At 71.2% G+C, this 26,113-nt stretch carries 19 protein-coding genes; 11 read left to right on the top strand and 8 right to left on the bottom strand.

Features of this window, described 5'->3' with window-relative positions; genetic code table 11:
- Window positions 1–268 precede the first annotated feature (268 nt).
- From ACWD38_RS21245 to ACWD38_RS21220, 6 genes are all read left to right on the top strand, one after another.
- On the top strand, window positions 269–1,351 hold the full coding sequence (locus tag ACWD38_RS21245) for an ABC transporter ATP-binding protein (RefSeq protein WP_184482238.1): 1,083 nt from the start codon (window positions 269–271) through the stop codon (window positions 1,349–1,351).
- Window positions 1,348–2,022, top strand: coding sequence for an ABC transporter permease (locus ACWD38_RS21240; protein WP_450124739.1), 675 nt, complete (start codon window positions 1,348–1,350; stop codon window positions 2,020–2,022). Before ACWD38_RS21245 ends, ACWD38_RS21240 begins: the two co-directional genes overlap by 4 nt.
- A complete protein-coding gene (locus tag ACWD38_RS21235) occupies window positions 2,019–2,708 on the top strand; it encodes an ABC transporter permease (RefSeq protein WP_184482236.1) in 690 nt (229 codons plus the stop codon). The genes ACWD38_RS21240 and ACWD38_RS21235 overlap by 4 nt, the downstream gene beginning before the upstream one ends.
- Before the next feature lie 39 nt (window positions 2,709–2,747).
- A complete protein-coding gene (locus tag ACWD38_RS21230; protein WP_343071568.1) occupies window positions 2,748–3,629 on the top strand; it encodes an ABC transporter substrate-binding protein in 882 nt (293 codons plus the stop codon).
- Between the two features lie 319 nt (window positions 3,630–3,948).
- The gene (locus ACWD38_RS21225; RefSeq protein ID WP_184482232.1) at window positions 3,949–4,215 is read left to right on the top strand and encodes a hypothetical protein; all 267 of its coding nucleotides are present in this window, start codon (window positions 3,949–3,951) and stop codon (window positions 4,213–4,215) included.
- A 383-nt stretch (window positions 4,216–4,598) separates the two neighbouring features.
- Window positions 4,599–4,865 (top strand): hypothetical protein, encoded by a 267-nt coding sequence (locus ACWD38_RS21220; protein WP_184482230.1) that lies wholly within the window; start codon window positions 4,599–4,601, stop codon window positions 4,863–4,865.
- A gap of 134 nt (window positions 4,866–4,999) precedes the next feature.
- On the opposite strand, the gene ACWD38_RS21215 is transcribed toward ACWD38_RS21220, so the two are convergent.
- On the bottom strand, window positions 5,000–5,782 hold the full coding sequence (locus ACWD38_RS21215) for an IclR family transcriptional regulator (protein WP_184482228.1): 783 nt from the start codon (window positions 5,780–5,782) through the stop codon (window positions 5,000–5,002).
- 83 nt (window positions 5,783–5,865) lie between these two features.
- On the opposite strand from ACWD38_RS21215, the gene hutH reads away from it, so the two are divergent.
- The 5 genes from hutH to hutI all read left to right on the top strand — a co-directional run bounded on the left by hutH (window position 5,866) and on the right by hutI (window position 13,201).
- Window positions 5,866–7,413, top strand: coding sequence for a histidine ammonia-lyase (gene hutH / locus ACWD38_RS21210; RefSeq protein WP_450124738.1), 1,548 nt, complete (start codon window positions 5,866–5,868; stop codon window positions 7,411–7,413).
- Window positions 7,410–9,059 (top strand): urocanate hydratase, encoded by a 1,650-nt coding sequence (hutU, locus tag ACWD38_RS21205; RefSeq protein WP_184482224.1) that lies wholly within the window; start codon window positions 7,410–7,412, stop codon window positions 9,057–9,059. The genes hutH and hutU overlap by 4 nt, the downstream gene beginning before the upstream one ends.
- 419 nt (window positions 9,060–9,478) lie before the next feature.
- Entirely contained in the window at window positions 9,479–10,678 is a 1,200-nt protein-coding gene (locus ACWD38_RS21200) for an allantoate amidohydrolase (protein ID WP_450124737.1), read from the top strand.
- Window positions 10,675–11,985, top strand: coding sequence for a formimidoylglutamate deiminase (locus ACWD38_RS21195; RefSeq protein WP_184482220.1), 1,311 nt, complete (start codon window positions 10,675–10,677; stop codon window positions 11,983–11,985). The genes ACWD38_RS21200 and ACWD38_RS21195 overlap by 4 nt, the downstream gene beginning before the upstream one ends.
- Window positions 11,986–12,040: 55 nt before the next feature.
- Window positions 12,041–13,201 carry an imidazolonepropionase gene (gene hutI / locus ACWD38_RS21190; protein ID WP_184482218.1) on the top strand — a complete coding sequence of 387 codons (1,161 nt, stop codon included), beginning with the start codon at window positions 12,041–12,043 and terminating at the stop codon, window positions 13,199–13,201.
- 339 nt (window positions 13,202–13,540) lie between these two features.
- Here hutI and ACWD38_RS21185 read toward each other — a convergent pair whose 3' ends face one another.
- The 7 genes from ACWD38_RS21185 to ald all read right to left on the bottom strand — a co-directional run bounded on the left by ACWD38_RS21185 (window position 13,541) and on the right by ald (window position 25,974).
- Window positions 13,541–13,717, bottom strand: a complete 177-nt coding sequence (locus ACWD38_RS21185) for a DUF6104 family protein (protein ID WP_184482216.1) — start codon at window positions 13,715–13,717, stop codon at window positions 13,541–13,543.
- A gap of 168 nt (window positions 13,718–13,885) precedes the next feature.
- Entirely contained in the window at window positions 13,886–17,602 is a 3,717-nt protein-coding gene (locus tag ACWD38_RS21180; RefSeq protein WP_184482214.1) for a multifunctional oxoglutarate decarboxylase/oxoglutarate dehydrogenase thiamine pyrophosphate-binding subunit/dihydrolipoyllysine-residue succinyltransferase subunit, read from the bottom strand.
- Window positions 17,603–17,968: 366 nt separating this feature from the next.
- Window positions 17,969–21,754 carry an ABC transporter transmembrane domain-containing protein gene (locus ACWD38_RS21175; RefSeq protein WP_184482212.1) on the bottom strand — a complete coding sequence of 1,262 codons (3,786 nt, stop codon included), beginning with the start codon at window positions 21,752–21,754 and terminating at the stop codon, window positions 17,969–17,971.
- A gap of 285 nt (window positions 21,755–22,039) precedes the next feature.
- Window positions 22,040–22,888 (bottom strand): ABC transporter permease, encoded by an 849-nt coding sequence (locus ACWD38_RS21170; protein ID WP_184482210.1) that lies wholly within the window; start codon window positions 22,886–22,888, stop codon window positions 22,040–22,042.
- The gene (locus ACWD38_RS21165) at window positions 22,888–23,907 is read right to left on the bottom strand and encodes an ATP-binding cassette domain-containing protein (RefSeq protein ID WP_184482208.1); all 1,020 of its coding nucleotides are present in this window, start codon (window positions 23,905–23,907) and stop codon (window positions 22,888–22,890) included. Before ACWD38_RS21165 ends, ACWD38_RS21170 begins: the two co-directional genes overlap by 1 nt.
- Before the next feature lie 126 nt (window positions 23,908–24,033).
- Window positions 24,034–24,483 (bottom strand): hypothetical protein, encoded by a 450-nt coding sequence (locus tag ACWD38_RS21160; RefSeq protein WP_184482206.1) that lies wholly within the window; start codon window positions 24,481–24,483, stop codon window positions 24,034–24,036.
- A gap of 375 nt (window positions 24,484–24,858) precedes the next feature.
- Complete coding sequence (gene ald / locus ACWD38_RS21155; protein ID WP_184482204.1) at window positions 24,859–25,974, bottom strand: alanine dehydrogenase; 1,116 nt, start codon at window positions 25,972–25,974, stop codon at window positions 24,859–24,861.
- Window positions 25,975–26,113 lie beyond the last annotated feature (139 nt).

The raw sequence follows: 26,113 nt of genomic DNA, 5'->3' as shown, positions 1-26,113 counted from the left end.
GCACGGCTACGCCGCCAGGCACGGCCTTCGGTCGTCGAGCGGGCTTGCTTTGGCGCCTGAAGTACGGCTTCGCGCCCCTGCTCGGCTTCGTCGGTCGGGGTGTTCGGGTGGGGAAGGGGTGCTCCCGGATCGTGGGATCTTGCTGTTGAGTACGGGTAAAAAGATCACGCAGGCGTTGCGGATCATCGCAAGATTCCGGCGTTCGGGTTAGGGTCGGCCAGGTTTGCGGCGGTCGGCAAGTGACTGTCGGTGATCCGAGGGGGCTCGGTTGATCGAGTTCCGGTCCGTGCGCAAGGAATACCCTGGTGGCGCGGTGGCCGTCGACGACGTGGACCTGAAGGTCGAGGCGGGCACGATCACCGTGCTCGTCGGGCCCTCCGGCTGCGGCAAGACCACCTTGCTGCGCATGGTCAACCGCATGATCGACCCGAGCGCAGGCACCGTGCTCGTGGACGGCCGCGACGTGCGCGAAGCCGACCCGGCGCTGCTGCGCCGCGGCATCGGCTACGTCATCCAGCAGGCCGGGCTGTTCCCGCACCGCACCGTGGTCGACAACATCGCCACCGTGCCCCGGCTGTACCGCGCCTCCCGCCGCGACACGCGGCGGCGCGCGCAGGAACTGCTGGACCTGGTGGGGCTGCCCGCGACGCTCGCCGACCGCTACCCGGCGCAGCTCTCCGGTGGTCAGCAGCAGCGCGTCGGCGTGGCGCGGGCGCTGGCCGCGGACCCGCCGGTGCTGCTGATGGACGAACCGTTCAGCGCCGTCGACCCGGTGGTGCGCGAAGGGCTGCAGGACGAACTGCTGCGGTTGCAAGGCGAACTCGGCAAGACCGTCCTGTTCGTCACCCACGACATCGACGAAGCGGTGAAGCTGGGCGAGAAGGTCGCGGTGCTGCGCACCGGCGGGCACGTCGCGCAGTACGCGGCCCCGGACGAGCTGCTCGCCCGCCCCGCCGACGACTTCGTCACCTCGTTCATCGGCCGCGACCGCGGCTACCGGCGGCTGTCCTTCGTGGACAGCGACGGCATCGAACCCGGCGAGGTCGACACGATCGCGCTCGGCGAACGCAGCACCGCCACCGGCTGGGTGCTGGTGCTCGACGGCGACCGCAGGCCGCGCGGCTGGCTGCCGCCCGGTGCCGCGCCCGACGGACCCGTCACCGAAGACGGCCTGGTCGCGGGCGGGTCGCTGTACACGCGGGGCACGGCGCTGCGCGGGGCGCTCGACGCGGCGCTGTCGGCGCCGTCGGGACTCGGCGTCGTCGTCGACGAGCACGGCGGCTACGTCGGCGTCGTCGGCGCGCGGCACGTGCTCGACGTCATCGAGGGCGGCCGCGGGGAGCGGCCGTGATCGACGAGCTCACGCACTACTTCTCCAGCCCCAGCAACCGCGAAGTGGTGCTGGAGTCGCTGGGTCAGCACATCTACCTGGCGCTGGTGCCGCTGGTGCTGGGCGCGCTGCTCGCCGTTCCCGCGGGACGGTTCGCGCAGCGGGTGCCGAAGGTGCGGGGAGTGCTGCTGGGCTCGGCGAACATCCTCTACACCATCCCGTCGCTGGCCCTGTTCGTGATCATCCCGGCGCTGATCGGTACCGGTGCGACGGCGTCGATCAACGTGGTCATCGCCCTGACGATCTACAACGCGGCGCTGCTGGCCCGCCCGGTGATGGAAGGGCTCGACTCGGTGCCCGAGCACATCGTCACCGCCGCCACCGCGCTCGGATACCGGTCGCGGCGCCGGTTCTTCGCCGTCGAAGTGCCGCTGGCGCTGCCGGTGCTGAGCACCTCGCTGCGCGTCGCCTCGGTCAGCAACGTGAGCCTCGTCAGCGTCGGTGCGCTCATCGGCATCGGCGGGCTGGGCCGGTTGTTCACCGACGGGTTCCAGCGCGACTACCTGACCCCGATCCTCATCGGGGTGGTGCTGACACTGCTGCTGGCGATGGCGGGCGACCTGCTGATCGTGGCGCTGCGCAGGCTGTGCACCCCGTGGCAGCGGGCGACCTCGGGGGGGACGCTGACATGATCATCACGGAGCTGCTGGGCTGGCTGTCCGACCCGGACAACTGGTTCTCCTCCACCGGCCTGCTCGTGCAGACCCTGTGGCACCTGTACTACTGCGTGCTCTCGGTGCTGGTCGCCTCGATCATCGCGATGCCCATCGGGCTGTGGATCGGGCACACCGGGCGCGGCGGCGCCACGGTCGTCGTGCTGAGCAACTCGATGCGCGCGCTGCCGACGCTGGGCCTGGTGACGCTGTTCGTGCTGCTCGCGGGCATCGGCGAAGCGCCCACCCTCGCCGGCCTGGTGATCCTGGCGATCCCCGCCGTGCTCTCCGGTGCTTACGCGGGCGTGCAGAGCGTGCCGAAGGACGTGCGCGACGCGGCGAAGGGCATGGGCATGACGCCGCTGCAGCAGCTGTGGCAGGTGGAACTGCCGAACGCGGCGCCGCTGCTGTTCGGCGGGGTGCGCACCGCGATGCTGCAGGTGGTCGCCACCGCCTCCGTCGCCGCGTACGTGGGCCTCGGCGGGCTGGGCAGCATCCTGCTCGAAGGCATCAAGACGTACTCCTACGGCCAGACCCTCGCGGCGGCGCTGTTCATCGCGCTGCTCGCCGTGCTGCTCGACGCGCTGCTGAGCAGGCTGTCGCGGATCCTCACTCCGCGGGGCATCCGGGTGGGGCGCCCGGCGGCCGCCGCGGGCGGCGCGTGAAGCCCGGAACTCGTCACTGAGATGGAAAAGAGAACTGCCGTGAAGCGATGGGGTGCGCTGGCCTTGGCCGGCTTGGCGTTGGCCGGACTGACCGGCTGCGGCGGAGACCCGTTCCAAGCGGGGGACGGCACGGATGGATCGCTGGTGGTCGGCTCCGCCGACTTCACCGAGAGCGAACTGATCATGAACATCTACGCCGAGGCGCTGCGCGGCACCGGAGCCGAGGTGGAGACCAAACCGCGCATCGGCTCGCGGGAGACCTACGTCAACGCGGTCGCCCAAGGCGAGCTCTCGCTCATCCCGGACTACACCGGGAACCTGCTGCAGTACGTCGACGAGCAGGACCCGGCGACGGAGTCGCAACAGGTCTACGCCGCGCTGGAGCAGAAGCTGCCGCCGGGGCTCGACGTGCTGGAGCAGGCCCCGGCGGAGGACTCCGACGTGCTCACGGTGACGAAGGCGACCGCGGGCACCGGGATCCGCTCGCTGACCGACCTCGGGCCGCGCTGCGGCGAGTTCGTGCTCGGCGCCCCCGCCGAGTGGAAGACCCGCTGGGAGAAGCGCATCGCCGAGGTCTACGGCTGCGAGTTCCGCGAGATCCGCAACCTCGAAGCGGGCACCGTCACGGTGGACGCGCTGACCGGCGACACCGTGCAGGTCGCGAACCTGTTCACCACGTCCTCGCAGATCAGCACGAACGACCTGGTGCAGTTGGACGACCCGCAGGACATGTTCCCGGCGCAGCACGTGGTGCCGCTGGCGGGCGAAGGCAAGCTCACCCCGGCGCAGACCGACGTCGTGAACCGGGCGTCGCGGGCGTTGACAACGGAGAAGCTCACCGAGCTCAACCGGCGCCTGGAGGTCGACAAGGCCAACCCGACCGACGTCGCGAGGGAGTTCATCGCCGAAGCGGGCCTGTGATCCCGCTCGGTCGAGCCGCACCGGTGGCCGCGTCCCGCGAGGGCGCGGCCACCGGTGCATTCGAAGATCGGATTCTTCGGTGCGGGAAATCTGATTCCCTTTCGGGAGCGCCCGCTGTCGCCGCATCGTGCGAGCAACCGGTCCACGCAGCGTGACACGTGCAACCAAGGGGTCATTCGCGACCCACTTTGGCGCTACTGGAGCTGCTGTAGTGGCGGATCGGTGCGATGGTTTTCTGGCCGATCACCGAGAGGTTCGTTCCGCGGACTTCGCCGGGAATCGGTTGAATCCGATTCAGCAACAACGAGGGGAAACTCGCATGCGTACTTCTACTCGCCTCCTTGGTGCGACCGTCGCCGCCGTGGCCCTGCTCGGCGCCGGATCCACCGCGGCGTTCGCCGGCGGGCACGACGACCCGGAGATCACCAGCGAGTCCGGCGACGGCGGCAACGGTGGCAGTGGCGGCATCGGCCTCAACCTGATCTGCGGCATCGGCGTTCTGGGCTCGGGCTCGTGCGACGCAGCCAACGGCGGCAGCGGTGGCGACTCCGACTCCGAGACCGGCGTCGGCAACACCGAGGGCTGACAGCCCGAACTTTCCGCCGCGGGAAAGAAGTGCCCGGCCCCCTTCCTGGAGGGGGCCGGGCACATCGCTGTGCGCATCCATTTCACGGGAGGGAGATCGGCGAGGTGGAGCCGACGAATCAGCGGCGAATGAATTCGGATTATTCAGGAATGCGTCGGGGTGTCATCGCGAACTCCCCGGTCTTCTCCCAGTCATCGAGCCGCGGATCGACGCAGCGTGAAAATGGCACCAACGGGGCATTCGAAACCCACTTTAGCGCTACCCGAGCTGCTGGAGTCCGGTATCGGTGCGATGGTTCTTTCGCCGATCACCGAGAGGTTCGTTCCGCGGACTTCGCCGGGAATCGGTTGAATCCGATTCAGCAACAACGAGGGGAAACTCGCATGCGCACTTCTACTCGCCTCCTTGGTGCGACCGCCGTCGCCGTGGCCCTGCTCGGCGCCGGATCCACCGCGGCGTTCGCCGGCGGAGACGACGACAAGCCGTCGATCACCAGCGAGTCCGGTGACGGCGGTTCCGGCGGTTCCGGGGGCACCGGCCTCAACCTGCTCTGCGGCATCGGCATTCTGGGTGAGGGCACGTGCACCGCCGCCGACGGTGGCAACGGTGGTGACTCCGACTCCGAGACCGGTGTCGGCAACGAGGGCTGACAGCCCGAACTTTCCGCCGCGGGAAAGAAGTGCCCGGTCCCCCTTTTCGAAGGGGGCCGGGCACATCGCTGCGCGCGCCCTTCCCGGACGACGGGCGCCGGTGACACCGCGAGTTCGTGATTCGACCGGCGAATTCAGCGGCGCCCGCCGATTCGACCGCTCAGATCGTCGGCGGCCCGGCGCACCTCCGCGGCCAGGTGCGGCCAGGTCGAACCGCAGTCCGCACGGCCGCCCGGCTCGCACACGTGGCGGAACGTGAGGCTGATCGCCGCCGACGGCCACTGGTCCGGGCCGAACACGGGGCAGGCCACCGAGGCGAACTCGCCGGTCACGTGCCCGTCCTCCACCGCCCAGCCCAGGCGGCGCTCCGCGGCCAGGGTGCGCCGCAGTTCCGGCAACGTGCGCGGGCCGCGCCCCGTGCGGCGCGCGAACCCGGCCGGGAACGACGCGCGCACCTGCGCGGCGGGCAGGTGCGCCAGCATCGCCCGCCCCGACGCGGTCAGGTGCGCGGGCAGCCGCACCCCGACGTCGGTGACCAGCGTCTGCGGACGCGACGGACGTTCCTTGATCAGGTACAGCAGTTCGCCGCCGTGCAGCACGCCGAGGTGCGCCGTGCAATCCACCTCGTCGACGAGCCTGCGCAGCACCGGGCCCGCGAGGCGCTCCAGCGGATCGTGGCGCAGGTAGGCGGAACCGAGCTCGAACGCCGCCACGCCCAGCGCGTACCGGCGCTCCTCGGGCAGCCGCACCGCGAAACCGGCGGCGGTGAGCTCCGCGAGCAGGTGGTAGGTCGTCGAACGCGGCAGGTCCAGCTCGCGGGCCAAGGTCGCCGCCGACACCGGTCCGGCCCGGCCGCCCATCGCCGTCAAGATCGCCAGCCCGCGCCGCAGCGCGGGTACCTCGCTGCTGTCTCCCATGCCGCACCCCGCTGTCTGGTATCTCAGACAGAACCACTCTAACCGGGCTTCTGCGCCGCGCCGCGCACGTGTGGCATGGAGGAATGCAACAGGCTCAGGTGCACAAGATCGAGTCGGGGGCGCTGACGGGGCGGCAGGTCGTCGACATCGCCCGCGGCGGGGCGACGGTGGAACTGGACGCGGCCACCGAACGCGACATCGACGCCACCCGCAAGCACATCGACGCGCTCGCCGCCGCCGAACAACCCACCTACGGGGTCTCCACCGGATTCGGCGCGCTCGCGGTGCGCCACATCCCCGCGGAGCGGCGCGCGGCGCTGCAGCAGTCGTTCGTGCGCTCGCACGCGGCGGGCGCGGGCTCCGCCGTCGAACCCGAAGTGGTGCGCGCCCTGATGCTGCTGCGGCTGCGCACGATCTCCACCGGGCGCACCGGCGCCCGCCTCGACACCGCCCGCGCGCTCGCCGCGATGCTCAACGCCGGGATCGTGCCCGTCGTGCACGAATACGGATCGCTGGGCTGCTCCGGCGACCTGGCACCGCTGGCCGCCGTCGCGCTCGCCCTCACCGGTGAAGGCGACGTCCTCGACCCGGCGGGTTCGACGCGCCCCGCCGCGCAAGCCCTCGCCGACGCGGGCATCGAACCGATCGTGCTCGCCGAGAAGGAAGGGCTGTCGCTGACCAACGGCACCGACGGCATGCTCGGCATGCTGGTGCTGGCCCTGCACGACCTGACCGGCCTGCTGGAGATCGCCGACCTCACCGCGGCGATGAGCGTGGAAGCGCTGCTGGGCACCGACCGCGTCTTCGCCGCCGACCTGCAGGCGCTGCGCCCGCACCCCGGCCAGGCACGGTCGGCGGCCCGGATCCACCGGCTGCTGGCCGGATCCGGCATCGTCGCCAGCCACCGCGGCCCCGACTGCACCCGGGTGCAGGACGCGTACTCGCTGCGCTGCGCCCCGCAGGTGCACGGATCGGCGGGCGACACGGTCGCGTTCGCCGAGATGGTGGCCGAACGGGAACTCGCCGCGGCCATCGACAACCCCGTGGTGCTCGACGACGGCCGCGTCGAATCCAACGGCAACTTCCACGGCGCACCGCTGGCGCACGCCCTGGACTACCTGGCGATCCCGCTGGCCGACGTGGCGAGCATGGCCGAGCGCCGCACCGACCGGATGCTCGACGTGGCGCGCTCGCACGGGCTGCCCGCGTTCCTCGCCGACGACCCCGGCGTGGACTCCGGGCACATGATCGCGCACTACACCCAGGCCGGGGTCGTCGCCGAGCTCAAGCGCCTCGCCGCGCCCGCCTCCGTGGACTCCATCCCCACCAGCGCGATGCAGGAGGACCACGTGTCGATGGGCTGGGCGGCGGCCCGCAAGCTGCGCCGCGCCGTGGACGGGCTGCGCACCGTGCTCGCGGTGGAACTGCTCACCGCGGCCCGCGCCCTCGACCTGCGCGCCCCGCTCACGCCCGCGCCCGCCACCGGCGCGGTGCGGGACCTGCTGCGCACCCGCGTCGCCGGACCGGGCCCCGACGCCCACCTGGCGCCGCAGATCGCCGAAACCGAGGCGCTGCTGCGCTCCGGTGCCGTGAACTCCACCGTGCAAGACCACCTGGGAGGCCAGTCATGAGTGCCGGAGCCCGTCCCGTGCGCGCCGCGCGCGGCACCACGTTGACCGCACGTTCCTGGAGCACCGAGGCCCCGCTGCGGATGCTGCAGAACAACCTCGACCCGGAGGTCGCCGAGCGGCCCGAAGACCTCGTCGTCTACGGCGGCACCGGCCGCGCCGCCCGCAACTGGGCCAGCTACGACGCCATCGTCGCCGAACTGACCGCCCTCGCCGAGGACGAGACGTTGCTGGTGCAGTCCGGCAAACCCGTCGGCGTGCTGCGCACCCACGAGTGGGCGCCGCGAGTGCTGCTGGCGAACTCGAACCTGGTGGGCAACTGGGCGAGCTGGCCCGAATACCGCAAGCTCGACGCGCTCGGACTCATGATGTACGGGCAGATGACCGCCGGATCGTGGATCTACATCGGCACCCAGGGCATCCTGCAGGGCACCTACGAGACGTTCGGCGCCGTCGCCGCGAAGCGCTTCGGCGGGACCCTCGCGGGCACCCTGACGCTGACCGCCGGGCTCGGCGGCATGGGCGGCGCCCAGCCGCTGGCGGTGACCATGAACGAAGGTGCCGCGCTCGTCGTCGAGTGCGACCCGGAGCGGGCGCGGCGGCGCGTGCGCCACGGCTACCTCGACGTGCTCGCCGAGAACCTCGACGAGGCGATCGAACAGGCCGTCGCGGCGAAGCAGCAGCGGCGGGCCGTGTCGATCGGCGTCATCGGCAACGCCTGCGAAGTGCTGCCCGAACTGCTGCGCCGCGGCCTGCCCGCCGACATCGTCACCGACCAGACCTCCGCGCACGACCCGCTGTCGTACCTGCCGCGCGGCGTGGACGTCGAGGACTGGGCGGACTACGCGGACAAGAAGCCCGACGAGTTCACCGCGCGCGCCCGCGACTCCATCGCCGAGCACGTCGAAGCCATGGTCGGATTCCTCGACGCCGGCGCCGAAGTCTTCGACTACGGCAACTCGCTGCGCGGCGAGGCCGCCGAAGCGGGCTACGCGCGGGCCTTCGACTACCCGGGCTTCGTGCCCGCCTACCTGCGCCCGCTGTTCTGCGAGGGCAAAGGACCGTTCCGGTGGGCGGCGCTGTCGGGCGACCCGAAGGACATCGCGGTGACCGACCGGGCGATCCTCGAGGAGTTCGGCGAGGACGAGCACCTGGCCCGCTGGATCCGGATGGCAGGGGAGAAGGTGTCCTTCCAAGGGCTGCCGTCGCGGATCTGCTGGCTCGGCTACGGCGAACGGCACCGCGCGGGCCTGCGGTTCAACGAGCTCGTCGCCTCCGGCGAGGTGTCGGCGCCGCTGGTGCTGGGGCGCGACCACCTCGACAGCGGCTCGGTCGCCTCGCCGTACCGGGAGACCGAGGGGATGGCCGACGGTTCCGACGCGGTGGCGGACTGGCCGCTGCTCAACGCGCTGGTCAACACCTCCTCCGGGGCCACCTGGGTGTCGGTGCACCAGGGCGGGGGAGTCGGCATGGGGCGGTCGCTGCACGCCGGGCAGGTCACGGTCGCCGACGGCACCGAACTGGCCGCGGCCAAGCTGGAGCGGGTGCTCACCAACGACCCCGGCACCGGGGTGCTGCGCCACGCCGACGCCGGCTACGACCGGGCCCGCACCGTCGCCGCGGAGCGCGGCCTGCGCATTCCGACCTGACGGGCGGAACCCCCTCGTTGTGGGGACGTTCTTCCCGGCTCACGACGGGATCGCCGCCCGCGCGAGGGAACGGCCGGTTCGCCACGAAGCCCGGCGGTCGCGGCCACCGGACGGGGCACCTGCCCCGAGCAGGACGACAACAGCAGGCGGTCGACGGTAGGGGACCTTTCAGAATGATCTTTCGATCGGTGTCTTGTCAGCTGCGGAGCCGCTGAGCAGTGACCGGCTTGAGCAAGGTGACCACCGGCGGGTTCTCAGCGGCTTCCTCGCGAGGACAGCGATTTCGCTGTGTACGGACATGCATGAGAAATCGCGATCACACCGGCAGAGGGCAGCGAGGAAGCCGCTGAGGTTCCGCTGAGCGACCAGCTACGCAGGTCATTCTGAAAGGACTTCTTAGTCGTGCGGGAGGAGAACCGATGAGCACCAGTGCGCTGCTGGCGCAGATCGACCGAGTGGGGCGGGACCGGCGACGCGGCGGCTACTCGCGGCACGTGTTCGACCGCGGTGAGCGGGAACTGCGCGAGTGGTTCACCGAGCAGGCGCGGGCGCGCGGACTCGACGTGCACACCGACCGCAACGCGAACCTGTGGGCGTGGTGGGGTGAACCGGGCGATCAGGCCATCGTGACCGGCAGCCACCTCGACTCGGTGCCGGGTGGTGGCGCGTTCGACGGCCCGCTCGGTGTCGCCGCCGCGCTCAGCGCCGTGGAATCGTTGCGCGCCACCGGATTCCAGCCCCGGCGCCCCATCGCGATCGTGGTGTTCGCCGAGGAGGAAGGCGGCCGGTTCGGGGTGCCGTGCCTCGGATCGCGGCTGCTCAGCGGGACGATCACGCGGGACGCGGCGAACGCGCTGCGCGACCCGGACGGCGTCACCTTCGCCGAAGCGCTGCGCGGCGCGGGCGGAGACCCGGAGCACGCGGGCGCGGACGAGGCGGCGCTGCGGCGCATCGGGCGCTTCGTGGAACTGCACGTGGAACAGGGCCGGGGCCTGGTGGACCTGGACCGGCCGGTGGCCGTCGCCTCCTCGATCCTCGCCCACGGCCGGTGGCGATTCCGCTTCCGCGGCCAGGGAAACCACGCCGGAGCCACGTTGCTCGCCGACCGCCGCGACCCGATGCTGCCCGCGGCCCGCGCGGTGCTCGCCGCCAGGGAGACCGCCGCCGCGCACGACCAGGCCCGCGCCACCGTGGGCAGGCTCGTGCCCAACCCGGGCGGCACCAACGTCATCGCGTCCACAGTGGACATGTGGCTGGACGCGCGGGCGCCCGCGGCCGACGCCACCCGGTCGCTCGTCGCGGAACTGTCCGAGCGGGCCGCGGAATTCGCCCACGACGAAGGGTGCGAACTAGAGGTGACCGAGGAGTCCTACAGCGGCACCGTGCACTTCGACCCGGCGTTGCGCGACGAGCTGTGCGCCTCGCTCGGCGATGCGCCCGCGCTGGCCACCGGAGCCGGGCACGACGCGGGCGTGCTCTCCGCGCAGGTGCCCGCCTCGATGCTGTTCGTCCGCAATCCCACCGGAATCAGCCACGCGCCCGACGAACACGCCGAACCCGGCGACTGCGACGCGGGCGGCTCCGCGCTGGCCGACGTGCTCCGGAGGTGGGCCGCATGAAGTACTGGTGCGAACACGCCTGGCTGGACGACGGCCCCCGAACCGGGGTGCTCGTGGAGACCGACGGCACCGCCATCACCGCCGTGACCACCGCGGAGACGCCGCCACCCGGCGCGACCCGGCTGCCCGGACTCGTGCTGCCCGGCCTCGCCAACGCGCACTCCCACGCCTTCCACCGCGCGCTGCGCGGCAGGGCCACCGGCGGCGGCACCTTCTGGACCTGGCGCGAGCAGATGTACGCCGTCGCGGGCGCGCTCGACCCCGACACCTACCGGCGGCTCGCCACCGCCGTCTACACCGAGATGGCGCTGGCCGGCATCACCTGCGTCGGCGAGTTCCACTACCTGCACCACCCGCCGGGCGGCGGACGCTACGACGACCCGAACGAGATGAGCGCGGCGCTCGCCCAAGCCGCCCACGACGCCGGAATCCGCCTCACCCTGCTCGACACGTGCTACCTGACCAGCGGATTCGACACCCCGGTCGAAGGAGTGCAGCAGCGGTTCTCCGACGGGGACGCGCGGGCCTGGGCCGACCGGGCCGACCGGTTCACCGTCGACTGCGCGCGAGTGCGGCTCGGCGCCGCGGTGCACTCGGTGCGCGCGGTGCCCGCCGAGCAGATCGCCGACGTCGCCGCCTGGGCGCACCGCTACGGCACGCCGCTGCACGTCCACCTCTCCGAACAGCGCAAGGAGAACGAGGCGTGCCTCGCCGCGCACGGCCGCACCCCGGCTCGACTGCTCGCCGACGCGGGAGCGCTCGGCGCGAACACCACCGCCGTGCACGCCACCCACCTCACCGACGACGACCTCCGGCTGCTCGGCGGCAGCGGCACCGGAACCTGCCTGTGCCCCACGACCGAAGCCGACCTCGGCGACGGCATCGGCCCCGCCCTCCAACTGGACGCCGCGGGCAGCCCGCTGTCGCTCGGCAGCGACGGGCACTCCACCATCGACGTGCTCGCCGAAGCCCACGCCGTCGAAGCCGGGCAGCGGCTGAACACCGAACGGCGCGGGCACTTCGGCGCCGAACGGCTGCTGGAGATGGCGACCACCACCGGGCACCGCGCACTCGGCTGGCTCGACGCCGGACGCATCGCCCCCGGACACCGCGCGGACCTCGTCGCCGTCGCGCTCGACGGCCCGCGGCTCGCGGCCGTGCCCCTCGAAGCGGTGCCCGCGGTGGCCCGCGCCGACGACGTCCGGCACGTCATCGCGAACGGCCGCGGCATCGTCCGCGACGGCGAGCACGAACACGTCCCCGACCCCGGACGACGACTCCGGCGGCTCGTCGACGAACTCCTGTGACGGCACCGACGATCGCGTGCACCAAGCAAGATCAAGCGTTGAGGACGGGTGAGCGATGACATCCACTGCTATCACCGGGATCGGTGAGCTGACGACGAACGACGACGAACTCGGCGACCTCACCGACGCCGCACTCGTCCTCGACGGCGATCGGATCGTCTGGGCCGGACCGGCCGCGGCGGCGCCCGCCGCAGACCACGCCATCGACGTCGCAGGACGGGCCGTGCTGCCAGGCTGGGTCGACAGCCACACCCACCTGCTGTTCGCAGGCGACCGCACCGCAGAATTCACCGCCCGCATGAACGGCGAGCCCTACGCCGCCGGCGGCATCGCCGTCACCGTCGACGCCACCCGCGCCGCCGCCGACGACGAGCTCACCGCGACCCTTCGCCGCCACGTCGCCGAAGCCACCGCGCACGGCACCACCTGCCTGGAGACGAAAACCGGCTACGGGCTCACCGTCGCCGACGAACTCCGCGCAGCCCGGATCGCCGCCGCCGAAGTCGACGAGGTCACCTTCCTCGGCGCGCACCTCGTGCCACCCGGCCAAGACGCCGACGACTACGTCGACCTGGTCAGCGGCGACATGCTCGACGCCGTCGCCGACCACGTCGGCTGGTGCGACGTGTTCTGCGAACGCGGCGCGTTCGACGCCGAGCAATCCCGGCGGGTGCTGCGCGCCGCGGCCGACCGCGGACTCGGCCTGCGCGTGCACGGCAACCAGCTCGGGCCCGGCCCCGGAGTGCGGCTCGCGGTGGAACTCGGCGCCGCCAGCGTCGACCACTGCACGCACCTCGAACCCGACGACATCGCCGCCCTCGCCGGATCCGGCACCGTCGCCACCCTGCTGCCCGCGTGCGACCTCTCCACCCGGCAACCGCTGCCGCCCGCCCGGGAACTGCTCGACGCCGGCGCCACCGTGGCGCTCGCCTCCAACTGCAACCCCGGCTCCTCCTACACGTCGTCCATGGCGTTCTGCGTCACGACCGCCGTGCTGCAGATGCGGATGACCGTGCCCGAAGCGATCCGCGCCGCCACCCTCGGCGGCGCGCGGGCGCTGCGGCGCGACACCGGCGACGGGGCCGTCGGCGTGCTGCGCCCCGGCGCGCGCGCCGACGTGCACGTGCTCGACGCGCCGAGCACCTCCTGGCTGGCCTACCGGCCGGGCGTCCCCCTCACCCACGCCGTGTGGCGAGCAGGCACCCGCACGCGGTGACCCCCGGGGCACGGCGAGGAAGGGAACCTTCCTGTCACGGAGGCGAGGAAGGGAACCTTCCTGTCACGGAGGCGAGGAAGGGAACCTTTCTGTCACGGAGGCGAGGAAGGGAACCTTTCTGTCACCGGCGCGAGGAAGGTCGCCTTTCTGTCACTGCTGCGGCGAAGGGAACCTTCCTGTCACCGGGGAGAGAAGATCGCCTCCTCGGAAAACCCGCACGGTGTCTCGCCGTCGCGCGGAGGCGAGGAAGGGAACCTTTCTGCCACCCGTGACAGGAAGGTTCCCTTCCTCGCATCGAGGATCGAGGGAGTCGCTGGGGTCGGTGCGGCGGGGGAGTGGTCAGTCCTCGTCGGTGTCGTCGCGGGCCAGGAAGGTCGCGAGGCGCTCCGTGGCGTCCTCGAAAGCCGGGTTGAGGTCGACGAAGACCCGCATCCGGTCGGCGAGCCAAGCCAAGGTCACCTCGTCATCACCGCGACGCTCCTCGAGCTCTTCGATGCCACGGTCGGTGAAGTACACCGCTTCCTCCTCCATGCGTTCGCCGACGGCCCACGCCGCCGGACCCTGACAGCAAGGGAACTTTACTGTCACCGATGACAGGAAGGTTCCCTTCCTCCCACCACCCCTGAACGCGAAAGCGGGCCGCCGGTTCCCGGAGGAACCGACGGCCCGCGATCTACGACGAGATCAGTTGAAGGCGTTCTGCACGACCTCGGCCTGCTCGACGTCGTGGACGGCCTTCAGGCCGGTGGCCGGGGCGGCCATCGGGCGCCGCGACACGCGCTTGAGGCCCTGCAGCCGCTCTGGGAACAGCTCCGGCAGCGCCAGGCCGAGGAACGGCCACGGACCCTGGTTCGCCGGCTCCTCCTGCGCCCACCGGACGTCGGTGGCGTTGGGGTAGCGCTCCAGCACCGCGCCGAGCTTGCGGTGCGGCAGCGGGTACAGCTGCTCCAGCCGCACCACGGCCGTGTCGGTGTGGCCCTGCTTCTCCTTCTCGGCGGCCAGCTCGTAGTAGAGCTTGCCGGAGCAGAACACGATCCGGCGCACCGCCGACGGGTCCGGCTGCGACGGGTCGTCGATGACCGAGGTGAACTTGCCCTCGGTGAAGTCGGCGACCGAGCTCGTCGCGGCCTTCATCCGCAGCATCGACTTCGGTGTGAAGACGATCAGCGGACGGTGGATGCCGTCGAGCGAGTGCCTGCGCAGCAGGTGGAAGTGGTTCGCCGGGGTCGACGGCAGCGCCACCGTCATGGAGCCCTCGGCGCACAGCTGCAGCCAACGCTCGATGCGCGCCGAGCTGTGGTCCGGGCCCTGGCCCTCGTGGCCGTGCGGCAGCAGCAGCACCACGTCGGAGCGCTGGCCCCACTTGGCCTCACCGGACGAGATGAACTCGTCGATGATCGACTGGGCGCCGTTGAAGAAGTCGCCGAACTGCGCCTCCCACGCCACGAGGGCGTCGGGGTTGGCGACGGAGTAGCCGTACTCGAAGCCCATCGCGGCGAACTCGGAAAGCGCCGAGTCGTAGGCGAGGAACTTCGCCTGGTCCTCGGCGAGGTTCAGCAGCGGGGTGTACTCCGACCCGGTCTTGCGGTCGATGAGCACGGAGTGCCGCTGGCCGAACGTGCCGCGCCGGCTGTCCTGCCCGGTCAGCCGCACCGGGCGGCCTTCCATGGCGAGCGAGCCGAACGCGAGCAGTTCGCCGAAGCCCCAGTCGATCTCGCCTTCGCGGGCCATCTTCGCGCGGCGTTCCAGCACCGGCTTGACCCGCGAGTGCGGGGTGAAGCCCTCGGGCAGGTTCACGTGCGCGTCGGCGATGTGCTCCAGCGTCTCCGGGGAGATCGCGGTGATCAGCTTCGTCGGCACGACCTGCTCGGACTCCACCGACGGGCTCGGCTCCGGCGGGTGCTTCTCCAGCTCGCGGACCTCGTTGAAGACGTGCTCGAGCTGGCTGGCGTAGTCCTTGAGCGCCTTCTCGGCCTCTTCGACGGTGATGTCACCGCGGCCGATCAGGGACTCGGTGTAGGTCTTGCGGACGCTGCGCATCTTGTCGATGGCGTCGTACATCGCGGGCTGCGTCATCGACGGGTCGTCGCCCTCGTTGTGCCCGCGGCGGCGGTAGCACACCATGTCGATCACGACGTCCTTGCCGAACCGCTGGCGGTACTCCACGGCCAGCTTCGCGACCCAGACGCACGCCTCGGGGTCGTCGCCGTTGACGTGGAAGACCGGCGAACCGATCATCTTCGCCACGTCGGTGGAGTACTTGCTCGACCGCGAGTGCTCCGGGGCGGTGGTGTAGCCGACCTGGTTGTTCACGATCACGTGCACGGTGCCGCCGGTGCGGTAACCGCGCAGCAGCGACAGGTTCAGCGTCTCGGCGACCACGCCCTGCCCGGCGAACGCGGCGTCGCCGTGCATCAGCACCGGCAGCACCGTGAAGCCTTCCTGGCCCTTGTCCAGGATGTCCTGCTTGGCGCGGACGATGCCTTCCAGCACCGGGTCCACGGCCTCCAGGTGGGAGGGGTTCGAGGTCAGCGACACCTTGGTCTCGCCGTCGCCGAACATGCGGAAGTACTTGCCCTCCGCGCCCAAGTGGTACTTGACGTCACCGGACCCGTGCGCCTGGCCCGGGTCCAGGTTGCCCTCGAACTCGCGGAAGATCTGCGAGATCGGCTTGCCGACGATGTTGGCCAGCACGTTGAGGCGACCGCGGTGCGGCATGCCGATGACGACCTCGTCGAGGTCGGCCGCGGCCGACGAGTCGAGCACCGCGTCCAGCAGCGGCACGACCGTCTCGGCGCCCTCCAGCGAGAAGCGCTTCTGCCCGACGTACTTGGTCTGCAGGAACGTCTCGAACGCCTCGGCGGCGTTGAGCTTCGAGAGGATGTACTTCTGCTCGGACTGCTCCGGCTTCTCGTGCGGCTTCTCGACCCGGTTCTGCAGCCAGTCGCGCTCGTCGGGTTCGAGGATGTGCATGTACTCGACGCCGACGGTGCGGCAGTACGAGTCGCGCAGCACGCCGAGCACGTCGCGCAGCGTCATGCGCTCCTTGCCCGCGAAGCCGCCGACGGCGAACTCCCGGTCCAGGTCCCACAGCGTGAGGCTGTGCGAGAGGACGTCGAGGTCCTCGTGCCTGCGCTGCCGGTAGTTCAGCGGGTCGATGTCGGCCATCAGGTGACCGCGGGTGCGGTAGGCGTCGATCAGCTCCAGGACGCGCGCGGTCTTGTCGACGGCGCCTTCCGGGATGTCCTGGGTCCAGCGGATCGGCTCGTACGGGATGCGCAGCGACGAGAAGATGTCGTCGAAGAACCCGTCCTCGCCCAGCAGCAGCTGGTGCACCTTGCGCAGGAAGTCGCCGGACTCCGCGCCCTGGATGACCCGGTGGTCGTAGGTGGAGGTCAGCGTGACGATCTTGCTGATGCCCATCTCGACCAGGGCCCGCTCGGAGGCGCCCTGGAACTCCGCCGGGTAGTCCATCGCCCCGACGCCGATGATCGCGGACTGGCCCTTGGTCAGCCGCGGCACCGAGTGGTTCGTGCCCGACGGGCCCGGGTTGGTCAGCGAGAACGTGGTGCCGGAGAAGTCGTCCGCGGTCAGCCCACCGGTGCGGGCCTTGCGGATGATCTCCTCGTAGGCCTGCCAGAACTGCTGGAAGGTCATCTCTTCGCAGCCCTTGATGGAGGCCACGACGAGGTTGCGCGACCCGTCCTTGCCGGGCTGGTCGATCGCGAGACCGAGGTTCACGTGCTCCGGGGTGATCGCCGCGGGCTTGCCCTTGGCGTCCTCCCCGTAGTGGCGGTTCATGTTCGGGAAGTCCCGCATCGCCCGCACCAGCGCGTAGCCGATGAGGTGGGTGAACGAGACCTTGCCGCCCTTGTTCCGCTTCAGGTGATTGTTGATCACGATGCGGTTGTCGAACAGCAGCTTCGCCGGCACCGCGCGCACGCTCGTGGCGGTCGGCACCGTCAGCGACTGCTCCATGTTCTTGGCGATCGCCGCGGACGCGCCGCGCAGCGGCTTAGCCTCCTCGCCGGTGCCCGAGCTCTTCACCGGAGCGGCCTTCGCGGCCTGCTGCGGTGAGGGCTTCGGCTCGGCCGCCTTGGCCGGCTTCGGCGCGGCCTGCGCGGCGGCGGCCGGGCGAGCCTGCCCGTTGCCCTCGCTGCGCGTGGCCGTCGCAGTCGTAGTTCCCGACACCGTCGTCGTCGCGGTCGACCCGGCTCCGGACGCGGCTGCGGAGTTGTCAGCGGCTACCGAAACCGAGGTCGCCTGCCCCGGCTTGTAGTCGGCGAAGAACTCGTGCCACGCGGAGTCCACCGACGCGGGATCTTGGAGGTACTGCTCGTACATCTCCTCGATCAACCACTCGTTGGGGCCGAACTGTGACGCAGGGCTGCTGCTGGACACGGCTGGCGTTCGCCTCGATCCATCTGCTCGTGATGTACACACTCAAGTACCAGGCTAGCGGTCCGATTAGTGCGATTGGCACACAGTGCGGACCTGGTGGTGAGGAGCTCGGTCACAGGATCGATCAGGAAGGTTCCCCACCAGGCAAACCTGACCCGTTCGGGTGTCGTTGACGATCACCGGTACCCCGTACTATGCGCCGACTCCCCACCGGTGTGCCCGGTGGCTCTCCGGCCTGTCTGTCGCGCACGAGCACTACAACGTTTCGGTGACAAGCCGTGTTCCCGCCTTGCGGGACGGCCGAGTCCGCAGGTCGGGAACCGGTGACACCGCGTGTCCGCAATGACCTGTTCGGTGAGGTGCCGATCAGGGGGAGGTGTGGACCGGATCGTGCGCTGCGTCACCACCCACCACGTCCTCCTCGGTGTAGTGATCACCAGCCCGCCACAGCCGCGCGTAGTGGCCGTCGAGCCCGATCAGCTCCGAATGCGTGCCGTCCTCCACGATCCGGCCGCCGTCGATCACGACGATCCGGTCCGCCCGGGCCGCCGTGCCCAGCCGGTGCGCCACCACGAACGTGGTCCGCCGGGAGGCCGCCCGGTCACTCGCCGAGACCACCAGTGACTCCGTGGCCGGATCCAGCGCCGCCGTCGCCTCGTCCAGCAGCAGCAGATCCGGCCGGACCAGCTCCGCGCGAGCCAGCGCCACCAGCTGGCGCTGACCCGCCGAGAGCTCCCGCCCGCGCTCACCGACCTGCTGGCGGAAACCGCGGTGCAACATCGCGATGCCCGGCAGAGCGCCCACGTCGCGCGCCGCCCGCTCCACGTCGGCGTCCGTCGCCGACGGCCTGCCGTAAGAGATGTTCGACGCGACATCACCGGCGAACAGGTAGCCCTCCTGCGGCACCACCGCCAAGCGGTGGTGGTAGCCGGTGAGCTCGTAGTCCCGCACGTCCACCCCGTCGACCAGCACCGCGCCGCCGGTGGCGTCGTAGAACCGGGCCAGCAGCTTCACCAGCGTCGACTTGCCCGCACCCGTCGGCCCCACCAGCGCCACCGTGGTGCCCGGATCGACCTTCAACGACACGTCGCGCAACGCGGGCCGCTCGGTGCCCGGATAGCGGAACGACACCGAACGCAGCTCGACCTCACCGGCGAACCGGTCCGGCACCACCACCGGCTCCGCCGCCTGCGGCACCGACGTGGGAGTGCGCAGCAGGTCACCGATGCGGCGCAACCCGACCCGAGCCTGCTGGTAGGCGTCGAACACGCCCGACAACTGCTGCACCGGGGAGAAGAACATGCCCAGGTACAGCAAGAACGCCACCAGCACCCCGGCCGACATCTCACCGGCCGCCACCCGCGTCGCGCCCACGCCCAGCACCACCGCCTGCGCCAGCTCCGAGAGCAGCGCCGTGAACGGGAAGTACGTGGCGATGTAGCGCTGCGCGCGCAGCCGCGACCGCCGGTACGCGTCGCTGCGCTGCGCGAACAACTTCGCCGAGTACCGCTCGCGGCGGTGCGCCTGCGCCACCCGCAGCCCCGACACGTTCTCCTGCAGGTCCGCGTTCACCGTGCTGACCCGTTCGCGGGCCTCCGCGTACGCGGTCGACGACACCCGGCGGAAGATCACCGTGGCGACGATCAGCGGCGGCAGCACCGACAACGCCACCAGTGCCAGCGACAGGTCCGTGACCAGCAGCGCGACCGCGATGCCGACGATCGTGAACAGGCTCACCACCGCCGTGGCCAGGCCCGTCTGCAAGAACGAGGACAACGCGTCCACGTCGGTGGTCATCCGCGTCATGATCCGGCCCGCGAGCTCGCGCTCGTAGTAGTCCAGCCCGAGCCGCTGCAGGTGCGCGTAGCTGCGCACCCGCAGCAAGTACAGCAACGTCTCACCCGTGCGGGCCGTCACCACCGTCTGCACCTTGATCACCAGCCAGCTGACCAGCACGATCACCCCGGCGATCGCCGTGACCAGCCACAACGTCCCGGCGTGGCCCGCGTCGACACCGCCGTCCACGCCGTGGCGCACCAGCGAGGGCAACGCGACCGAGCCCAGCGCGTCCGCCGCCACCAGCAGCACCGTCAGCGCCAGCCCCCAGCGGATCGGCCGCAGCAACCGGGCCAGCCGGAACCCCGGATCGGGTGCCGTCGCATCCACCCCCGGCAACCGGGGCGCGTCCCCGGCCGCGGGCAACCGGCGCAGGCCCGCCGCCAGCTCCGGGGTCAGCGGAGTGGCGGTGCCCCCGCCGTCCCCGCGCGTGCCGCGCACGCCACCCGGCGTCACCACCGCCTGCGGTTCCCGTTCCGGCACGTCCTCCGGCCACCACGCCGGAGTCGGCGCGGACTCGGCCGCGTCCGGTTCGCCCGCGCTCGCCGTGTCGATCGACTCGCCCGGCCCCGCCAGCAACGAGCGGAACAACCCGCACCGCCGCTCCAGCTCGTCCTGCGTGCCCACGTCGACGACCCGGCCCGCGTCGAGCACCGCGATCCGGTCCGCCAACGCCAGCGTCGAACGGCGGTGCGCGATCAACAACGTCGTGCGCTGCGCCGTCACCGACCGCAACGTGTCGTGGATGGCGGCCTCCGTGGCCGGATCCACCGCCGACGTCGCATCGTCGAGCACCAGGATCCGCGGATCCGACAGCAACGCCCGCGCCAACGCCACCCGCTGCCGCTGCCCGCCGGACAACGTCAAACCGCGCTCGCCGACCGCCGTCTCGTACCCGTCGGGCAACGCCGAGATGAAGCCGTGCGCCTCCGCCGCCCGCGCCGCCGCGACCACCTCCGCCTCCGACGCGTCCGGCCGCCCGTAGGCGATGTTGCCGCGGATCGTGTCCGAGAACAGGAACGCCTCCTCGAACACCACCCCCACCGCCGAGCGCAGCGACTCCAGCCGCACATCGCGCACGTCGTGATCCGGCTCGGCGTCGGCGGGCCCGATCCGCACCGAACCCTGCTGCACGTCGTAGAAGCGCGGCAGCAGCAACGACACCGTCGACTTGCCCGAACCCGCCGGACCCACCAGCGCCACCGTCTCGCCCGGCTCCACCCGCAACGACACGTCCCGCAGCACCTGCTGGTCGCGCGTGTAGCCGAACCCCGCGCCGTCCAGCCGCACCCGCAGCGGAGCCTCCGGCAGGTCCACCGCCCCCGGCCGGTCGCGCACGTCCGGACGCGAATCGATCAGATCCGTGATCCGCTCCATGCCCGCGCGGGTCAACTGGCCCTGCACCAGCACGCTCGCCATCATCCGAGCCGGGCCGCCCAGCATCGCCACGTACGCGGCGAACGCCACGAACGTGCCCAAGCCGACCTGGCCCTGCATCGCCATCCAGCCGCCGAGCCCCAGCACCCCGACCTGCCCCGCCGCGGGCAGCACCGACAAGCTCGCCTGCGGGAACGAGGTCATCCGAGCCGTGCGCAGCCGCTCCGCGAACAACCGGCGAGCACCCGACTCCAGCCGGGAGACCTCACGGGCCTCCTGCCCGAAGCCCTTCACCACCCGGACCCCGGCCACCGTCTCCTCGACCTGCTGCGCGATGTCCGCCGCCCGCTGCTGAGCCGACCACGTCGCCGGGAACAACCGCTTCTTGCTGCGCGCCGACACCATCCCGATCAGCGGCACCACCACCAGGATGACCAACGTCAACATCGGCGACAGCCACAGCATCGCGGCCAGCGCGAACACCATCAGCACCACCGTGCCCGCCGCCAGCGGCACCATCGACAGCAACGCGTTCACCAGCTGCAGATCGCTGATCGCACGCGACGCCACCTGGCCGGTGCGCAGCGCGTCCTGCTTGCCGCCGTCGAGCCGCTGCACCGAACCGAACACCGCGCGCCGCAGGTCGTGCTGCACGTCCAGCGCCAACCGGCCCGCCGAGTAGCGGCGCACGAACGCAGCGCCGAACCGGAACACCCCCAGCCCCGCCAACGCCGCGGCCAGCCACCACAGGCGGCTCGTGTCGCCTCCCAGCGCGTCGTCCACCGCCGTCTTCGTGATCAGCGGGACCAGCGCCTCCAACCCCACCGCCGCCACCGACGCGCCCAACGCCAGCAGCACGGCGATCGGATGCCGCCAGCAGGCGGCGGCCAAGCGGCGGATCCAACCGGGCCGGGAACATTCGCTGTCGGAGTCGCTCACCGATCCAGATTAGGTCCCACCCCCGACGCTCCGAGCCGATCAGCGACGTGCACCACCCCGCCCGACCGAGCGAGGAAGGGAACCTTCCTGTCACGGGTGCGAGGAAGGGAACCTTTCTGTCACGGGTGCGAGGAAGGGAACCTTTCTGTCACGGGTGCGAGGAAGGGAACCTTCCTGTCATCGAGCGCGAGCGGCGCGGCTCCACGGCCCCGAACGCGAAGAAGGGGACCTTCCTGCCACCGGTGGCAGGAAGGTCCCCTTCCGCTGCGGGCGCTGCGAGGCGCCTTAGGTGATGTCGCGGCGCTTGCTGAAGTACCAGCCGCCGAGGATGAACACCGCCGCGTACCCGGCGAAGGTCAGCAGGCTCAGCCACCACGGGTGCCCGTAGGACCCGCCGAACACGAAGTGCAGCAGCTCGAACAACTCCTGCGGCACGTACTGCTCGTTGGCGCCGGCGGTCGCGCTGATGAAGATCGGCACGGCGAGGTTGCCGACGATCCCGCTGCCCGCCGCGCCCGGCAGGTACGAGCTGACGCTCGAGGCGTCGGAGCCGATCAGGAACAGGTCCACGACGAACTCGAACACGAACTTGTAGACCAGCAGCACGATGATCACGATGACCGGATTGGCCACGACGGCGCCGAAGCCGACGCCGAGCAGTGTCCACAGCACCATCGCCAGCAGCCCGGCCGCGCACACGATGAGCCAGTCGGCGCCCTCGCCGAAACCGTCGAGCCCGGCGCCCGCCAAGGCCCCGAGGCTCGCGAACAGCACGTTGGCCAGCCCGTAGAGCAGCCCGAGGTTCGTGTAGGTGATCAGCTTCGCGCCGAGGACCGCGCCGCGCGGATTGCCGGTGAGGTACGTCGTGGTGATGCTCTTGTTCCGGTACTCGCCGGCGAACGCCAGCGCACCCATCAGGCCCGCGAAGATCGTGCTGAAGTTCGTCGACATCGACATCGTCAGCAGGCCCAGCGGCAACGGCCGCCCGAGTTCCTGCTCGATCGACGAGATGGCGCCGAAACCGCTGCCCAGCCAGCTCGCGCCGAAGCTGAGCACGACCACCGGAATGAGCAGCGCCCACCACAGGTTGGTGGTGAAGATCTTCCGGAACTCGGATTTGACCAGGCCGTCCATCAGGCTCCACCTCCGAATCCGCCGTGCTGCTCGTACGGGTTGGCCCCGCCACCGGGAGGCCCCCAACCGCCAGGGCCGGGAGGCTGCGGCCCACCCGAGGGCGGGAACCGGCCGCCGACGTACTGGCCGCTGGTGAGCTGGAAGAACAGCCGCTCCAAGTCGACCTGCTCCTCCTGCATGCCGTAGACCGCGACCCCGGCCTGCAAGGCCAGCTCGGCGACCGACCGCGAGTCGGATCCGGTCACGGCGATCCGGCCGTCCGGCACGAGCTCCACCGCGAGCCCCGCGGCCTGCAACCCGTTCACCAGGGCGGTGGGGTCACCGGCCTGCACGAGCACCCGGGAGCGCTGCTGCGCGCGCAACTGGTCGAGGTCGCCGTTGTAGACGCACTGGCCGCGGCTGACGATCACCACGTGGTCGACGGTGTGCTCCATCTCGCGCAGCAGGTGGCTGGAGACCAGCACGGTGCGCCCGGACGCTGCGAAGGACTTGAGGAAGCCGCGCAGCCACGCGATGCCTTCGGGGTCGAGCCCGTTGGCCGGTTCGTCGAGGATCAGCACCTGCGGGTCGCCGAGCAGCGCCGTCGCCAGCGCCAGGCGCTGCCGCATGCCCAGCGAGAACCCACCGGCTCCGCGGTCGGCGGCGTTGCTCAGCCCGACGAGGTCCAGCGCGTGGTCGACCTGCTGGTCGGGCACGTTCATCGCCGCCGAGTAGCAGCGCAGGTGGTTGCGGGCGGTGCGGGACGGGTGGAAGCTCTGCGCCTCCAGCACCGCGCCCACCACCGTGGCGGGGTTGCGCAGCCGGTGGAAGGGGACGCCGTTGACGGTGGCCGCTCCCGACGTCGGGTTCACCAGTCCCAGCACCATGCGCAACGTGGTCGTCTTGCCGGATCCGTTCGGGCCGAGGAACCCGGTGACCACACCGGGATGCACGGCGAAGCTGAGATCGCGGACCGCGCTGACCGGCCCGAAGTTCTTGCTCAGGTTCTGCACCAGGATCCGGCCACTGCCGTCGTGCACACGCTCCTCCATCGTCGCTCGGCCCCGCCGGGGTCCGCTACGGCGACCACGGACGATCACGCTGCGGCGCGGGGCCGTCCCATCCTGCCTGACCGGCTCGCGCCGGTGAGGAGGAGTGCGGAAATCTCAGCCGAGACCGTGCTGCGGCCACGCGATCGGCCGTTCCGGCACCGGTGCCGGGGAAGGTGCGTGATCGGGTTCCGCCCGCTCGTCGAAGCGGTGGTGGCGGCGGGCAGGCGCGACGGGCCCGTCGTGGGCCGGATGCGGAGCCCGTGTCGCCGGTTCGTCGTCGCGTCCTGTCGGCGGGGGAGCGCCGCGGTCGCCGATGAGCCTGCGGTGCACCAGCAGCCACGACTCGCAGGGCCAGCTGCGGCTGCGCACCGCGCCGGAACAGGCCGGGCACGCGCCGTCGGAGTCCGGGTGGTGCGCGTTGAGCAGCGCGCGCAACCCGTCGGTGAGGCGGTGCAGTTCGGATCTGGCCACGGGTAACAGCGCTTCGGTGCCGCCGTCGGTCGCCACCCGCTCCAGGCGGGCCAGCCGATCCAGCACCGCTTCCCGCATCCTCGCGTCGTCCAACGGGTCTCCCAACGTCGTTCGGGGACCGCGCCAGGACCGGTGCGGGAACGCGGGCGGCGGATCGAGGCCCGCGACGAGGACCGCCACCGATCTTCGCGGCTTCGCGCATACCCATCGGCAGCCCGCCGGACGAACTGCACCGAACTCACCTGGTCGAGTGGGTGCCGGGGCCGAAGTAGCGGCCGAGACCGGTCACGCTGCGCACGTCGGGAATCAGGCCTTCGTGTCCTACACTGGAAATCGGCAGCCCGCTCCCGGTGACCCCCAGGCCGGTCGAGCGGGCTGCCCTACGTTCGATCGGGTCCGGTTCCCCTCGCCGAGTGAATTTCGCCGGGTGTGCTCGCGCGGTCGCTCGTTCGGTGCAGCGATCCGGATCTAGACCAGCACCGCGCCCGGGCTCGTGCTCGGCACGCCGTGCGCCCGCGCCACCGCATCGCTCACCAGCAGGCCGCCGTGCGTGTTCAACCCCGCCGCGAGCGCCGGATCCGACCGGCACGCCTCCCGCCAACCGTGATCGGCGATGCGCAGCACGTACGGCAAGGTCACGTTCGTCAAGGCGTGCGTCGAGGTGTTCGGCACCGCCCCGGGCATGTTCGCCACGCAGTAGAACACCGACTCGTGCACCCGGTACGTCGGATCGTCGTGCGTCGTGGGGCGCGAATCGGCGAAGCACCCGCCCTGATCGATCGCGATGTCCACCAGCACGCTGCCCGGTTTCAGCTGCGCCACCAACTCGTTCGACACCAGCTTCGGCGCTTTCGCACCGGGGATCAGGACCGCGCCGATCACCAGGTCCGCCGAACGCACCGCCGTCTCCACCGCGTACCGGTTCGAGGTCACCGTGCGGATGGTGCCGCGGTAATCGCGGTCGATCTCCCGCAGCTTGTCCACGTTGGTGTCCAGCAGTTCCACGTCCGAGCCCATGCCCAGCGCGACGCTCGCCGCGTTCAACCCCGCCACACCACCGCCGATGACCACCACGCGCGCCGGCGGCACCCCCGGAACACCACCGGGAAGCACCCCGCGGCCCCCGTGCGGGCGCAGCAGCGCGTACGCGCCCACCTGCGGAGCCAGCCGCCCGGCGACCTCGCTCATCGGTGCCAGCAGCGGCAGCCCGCCGGTCGCGGTCTGCACCGTTTCGTAGGCGAGCCCCGTGACCTCGGCGCGCAACAGCTCGTTCGTCAGCTCCGCCGAGGCCGCCAGGTGCAGGTAGGTGAACAGGACCTGGCCCGGCCGCAGGCGCGGGAACTCCTCCCGGATCGGCTCCTTCACCTTCAACACGAGATCGCCCGCCGCCCACACGTCCTCGGCGGTGCCGACGATCGTCGCGCCCGCCGCGACGTACTCCTCGTCGGGGATCGACGAGCCGACCCCGGCGCTCGCCTCCACGAACACCTCGTGCCCGTGCACCCGCAACTCGTGCACCCCCGCCGGGGTGCAGGCCACCCGGTACTCGTGGTTCTTGATCTCCCTCGGCACTGCGACCTTCACCCGGTACACCTCCCCGTCGCCCGGAGCCCCTCCCGCATCATCCGCCCACACCCCGCTCCCCGCGCCCCTGCACGCCTGCCGAGGGTGCGAGGAAGGGAACCTTCCTGTCACCGGTGACAGGAAGGCGACCGAAAACTCG

This window comes from Saccharopolyspora sp. NPDC002578 (assembly GCF_053592695.1).
This window is presented reverse-complemented; position numbering and strand designations above follow the sequence as displayed.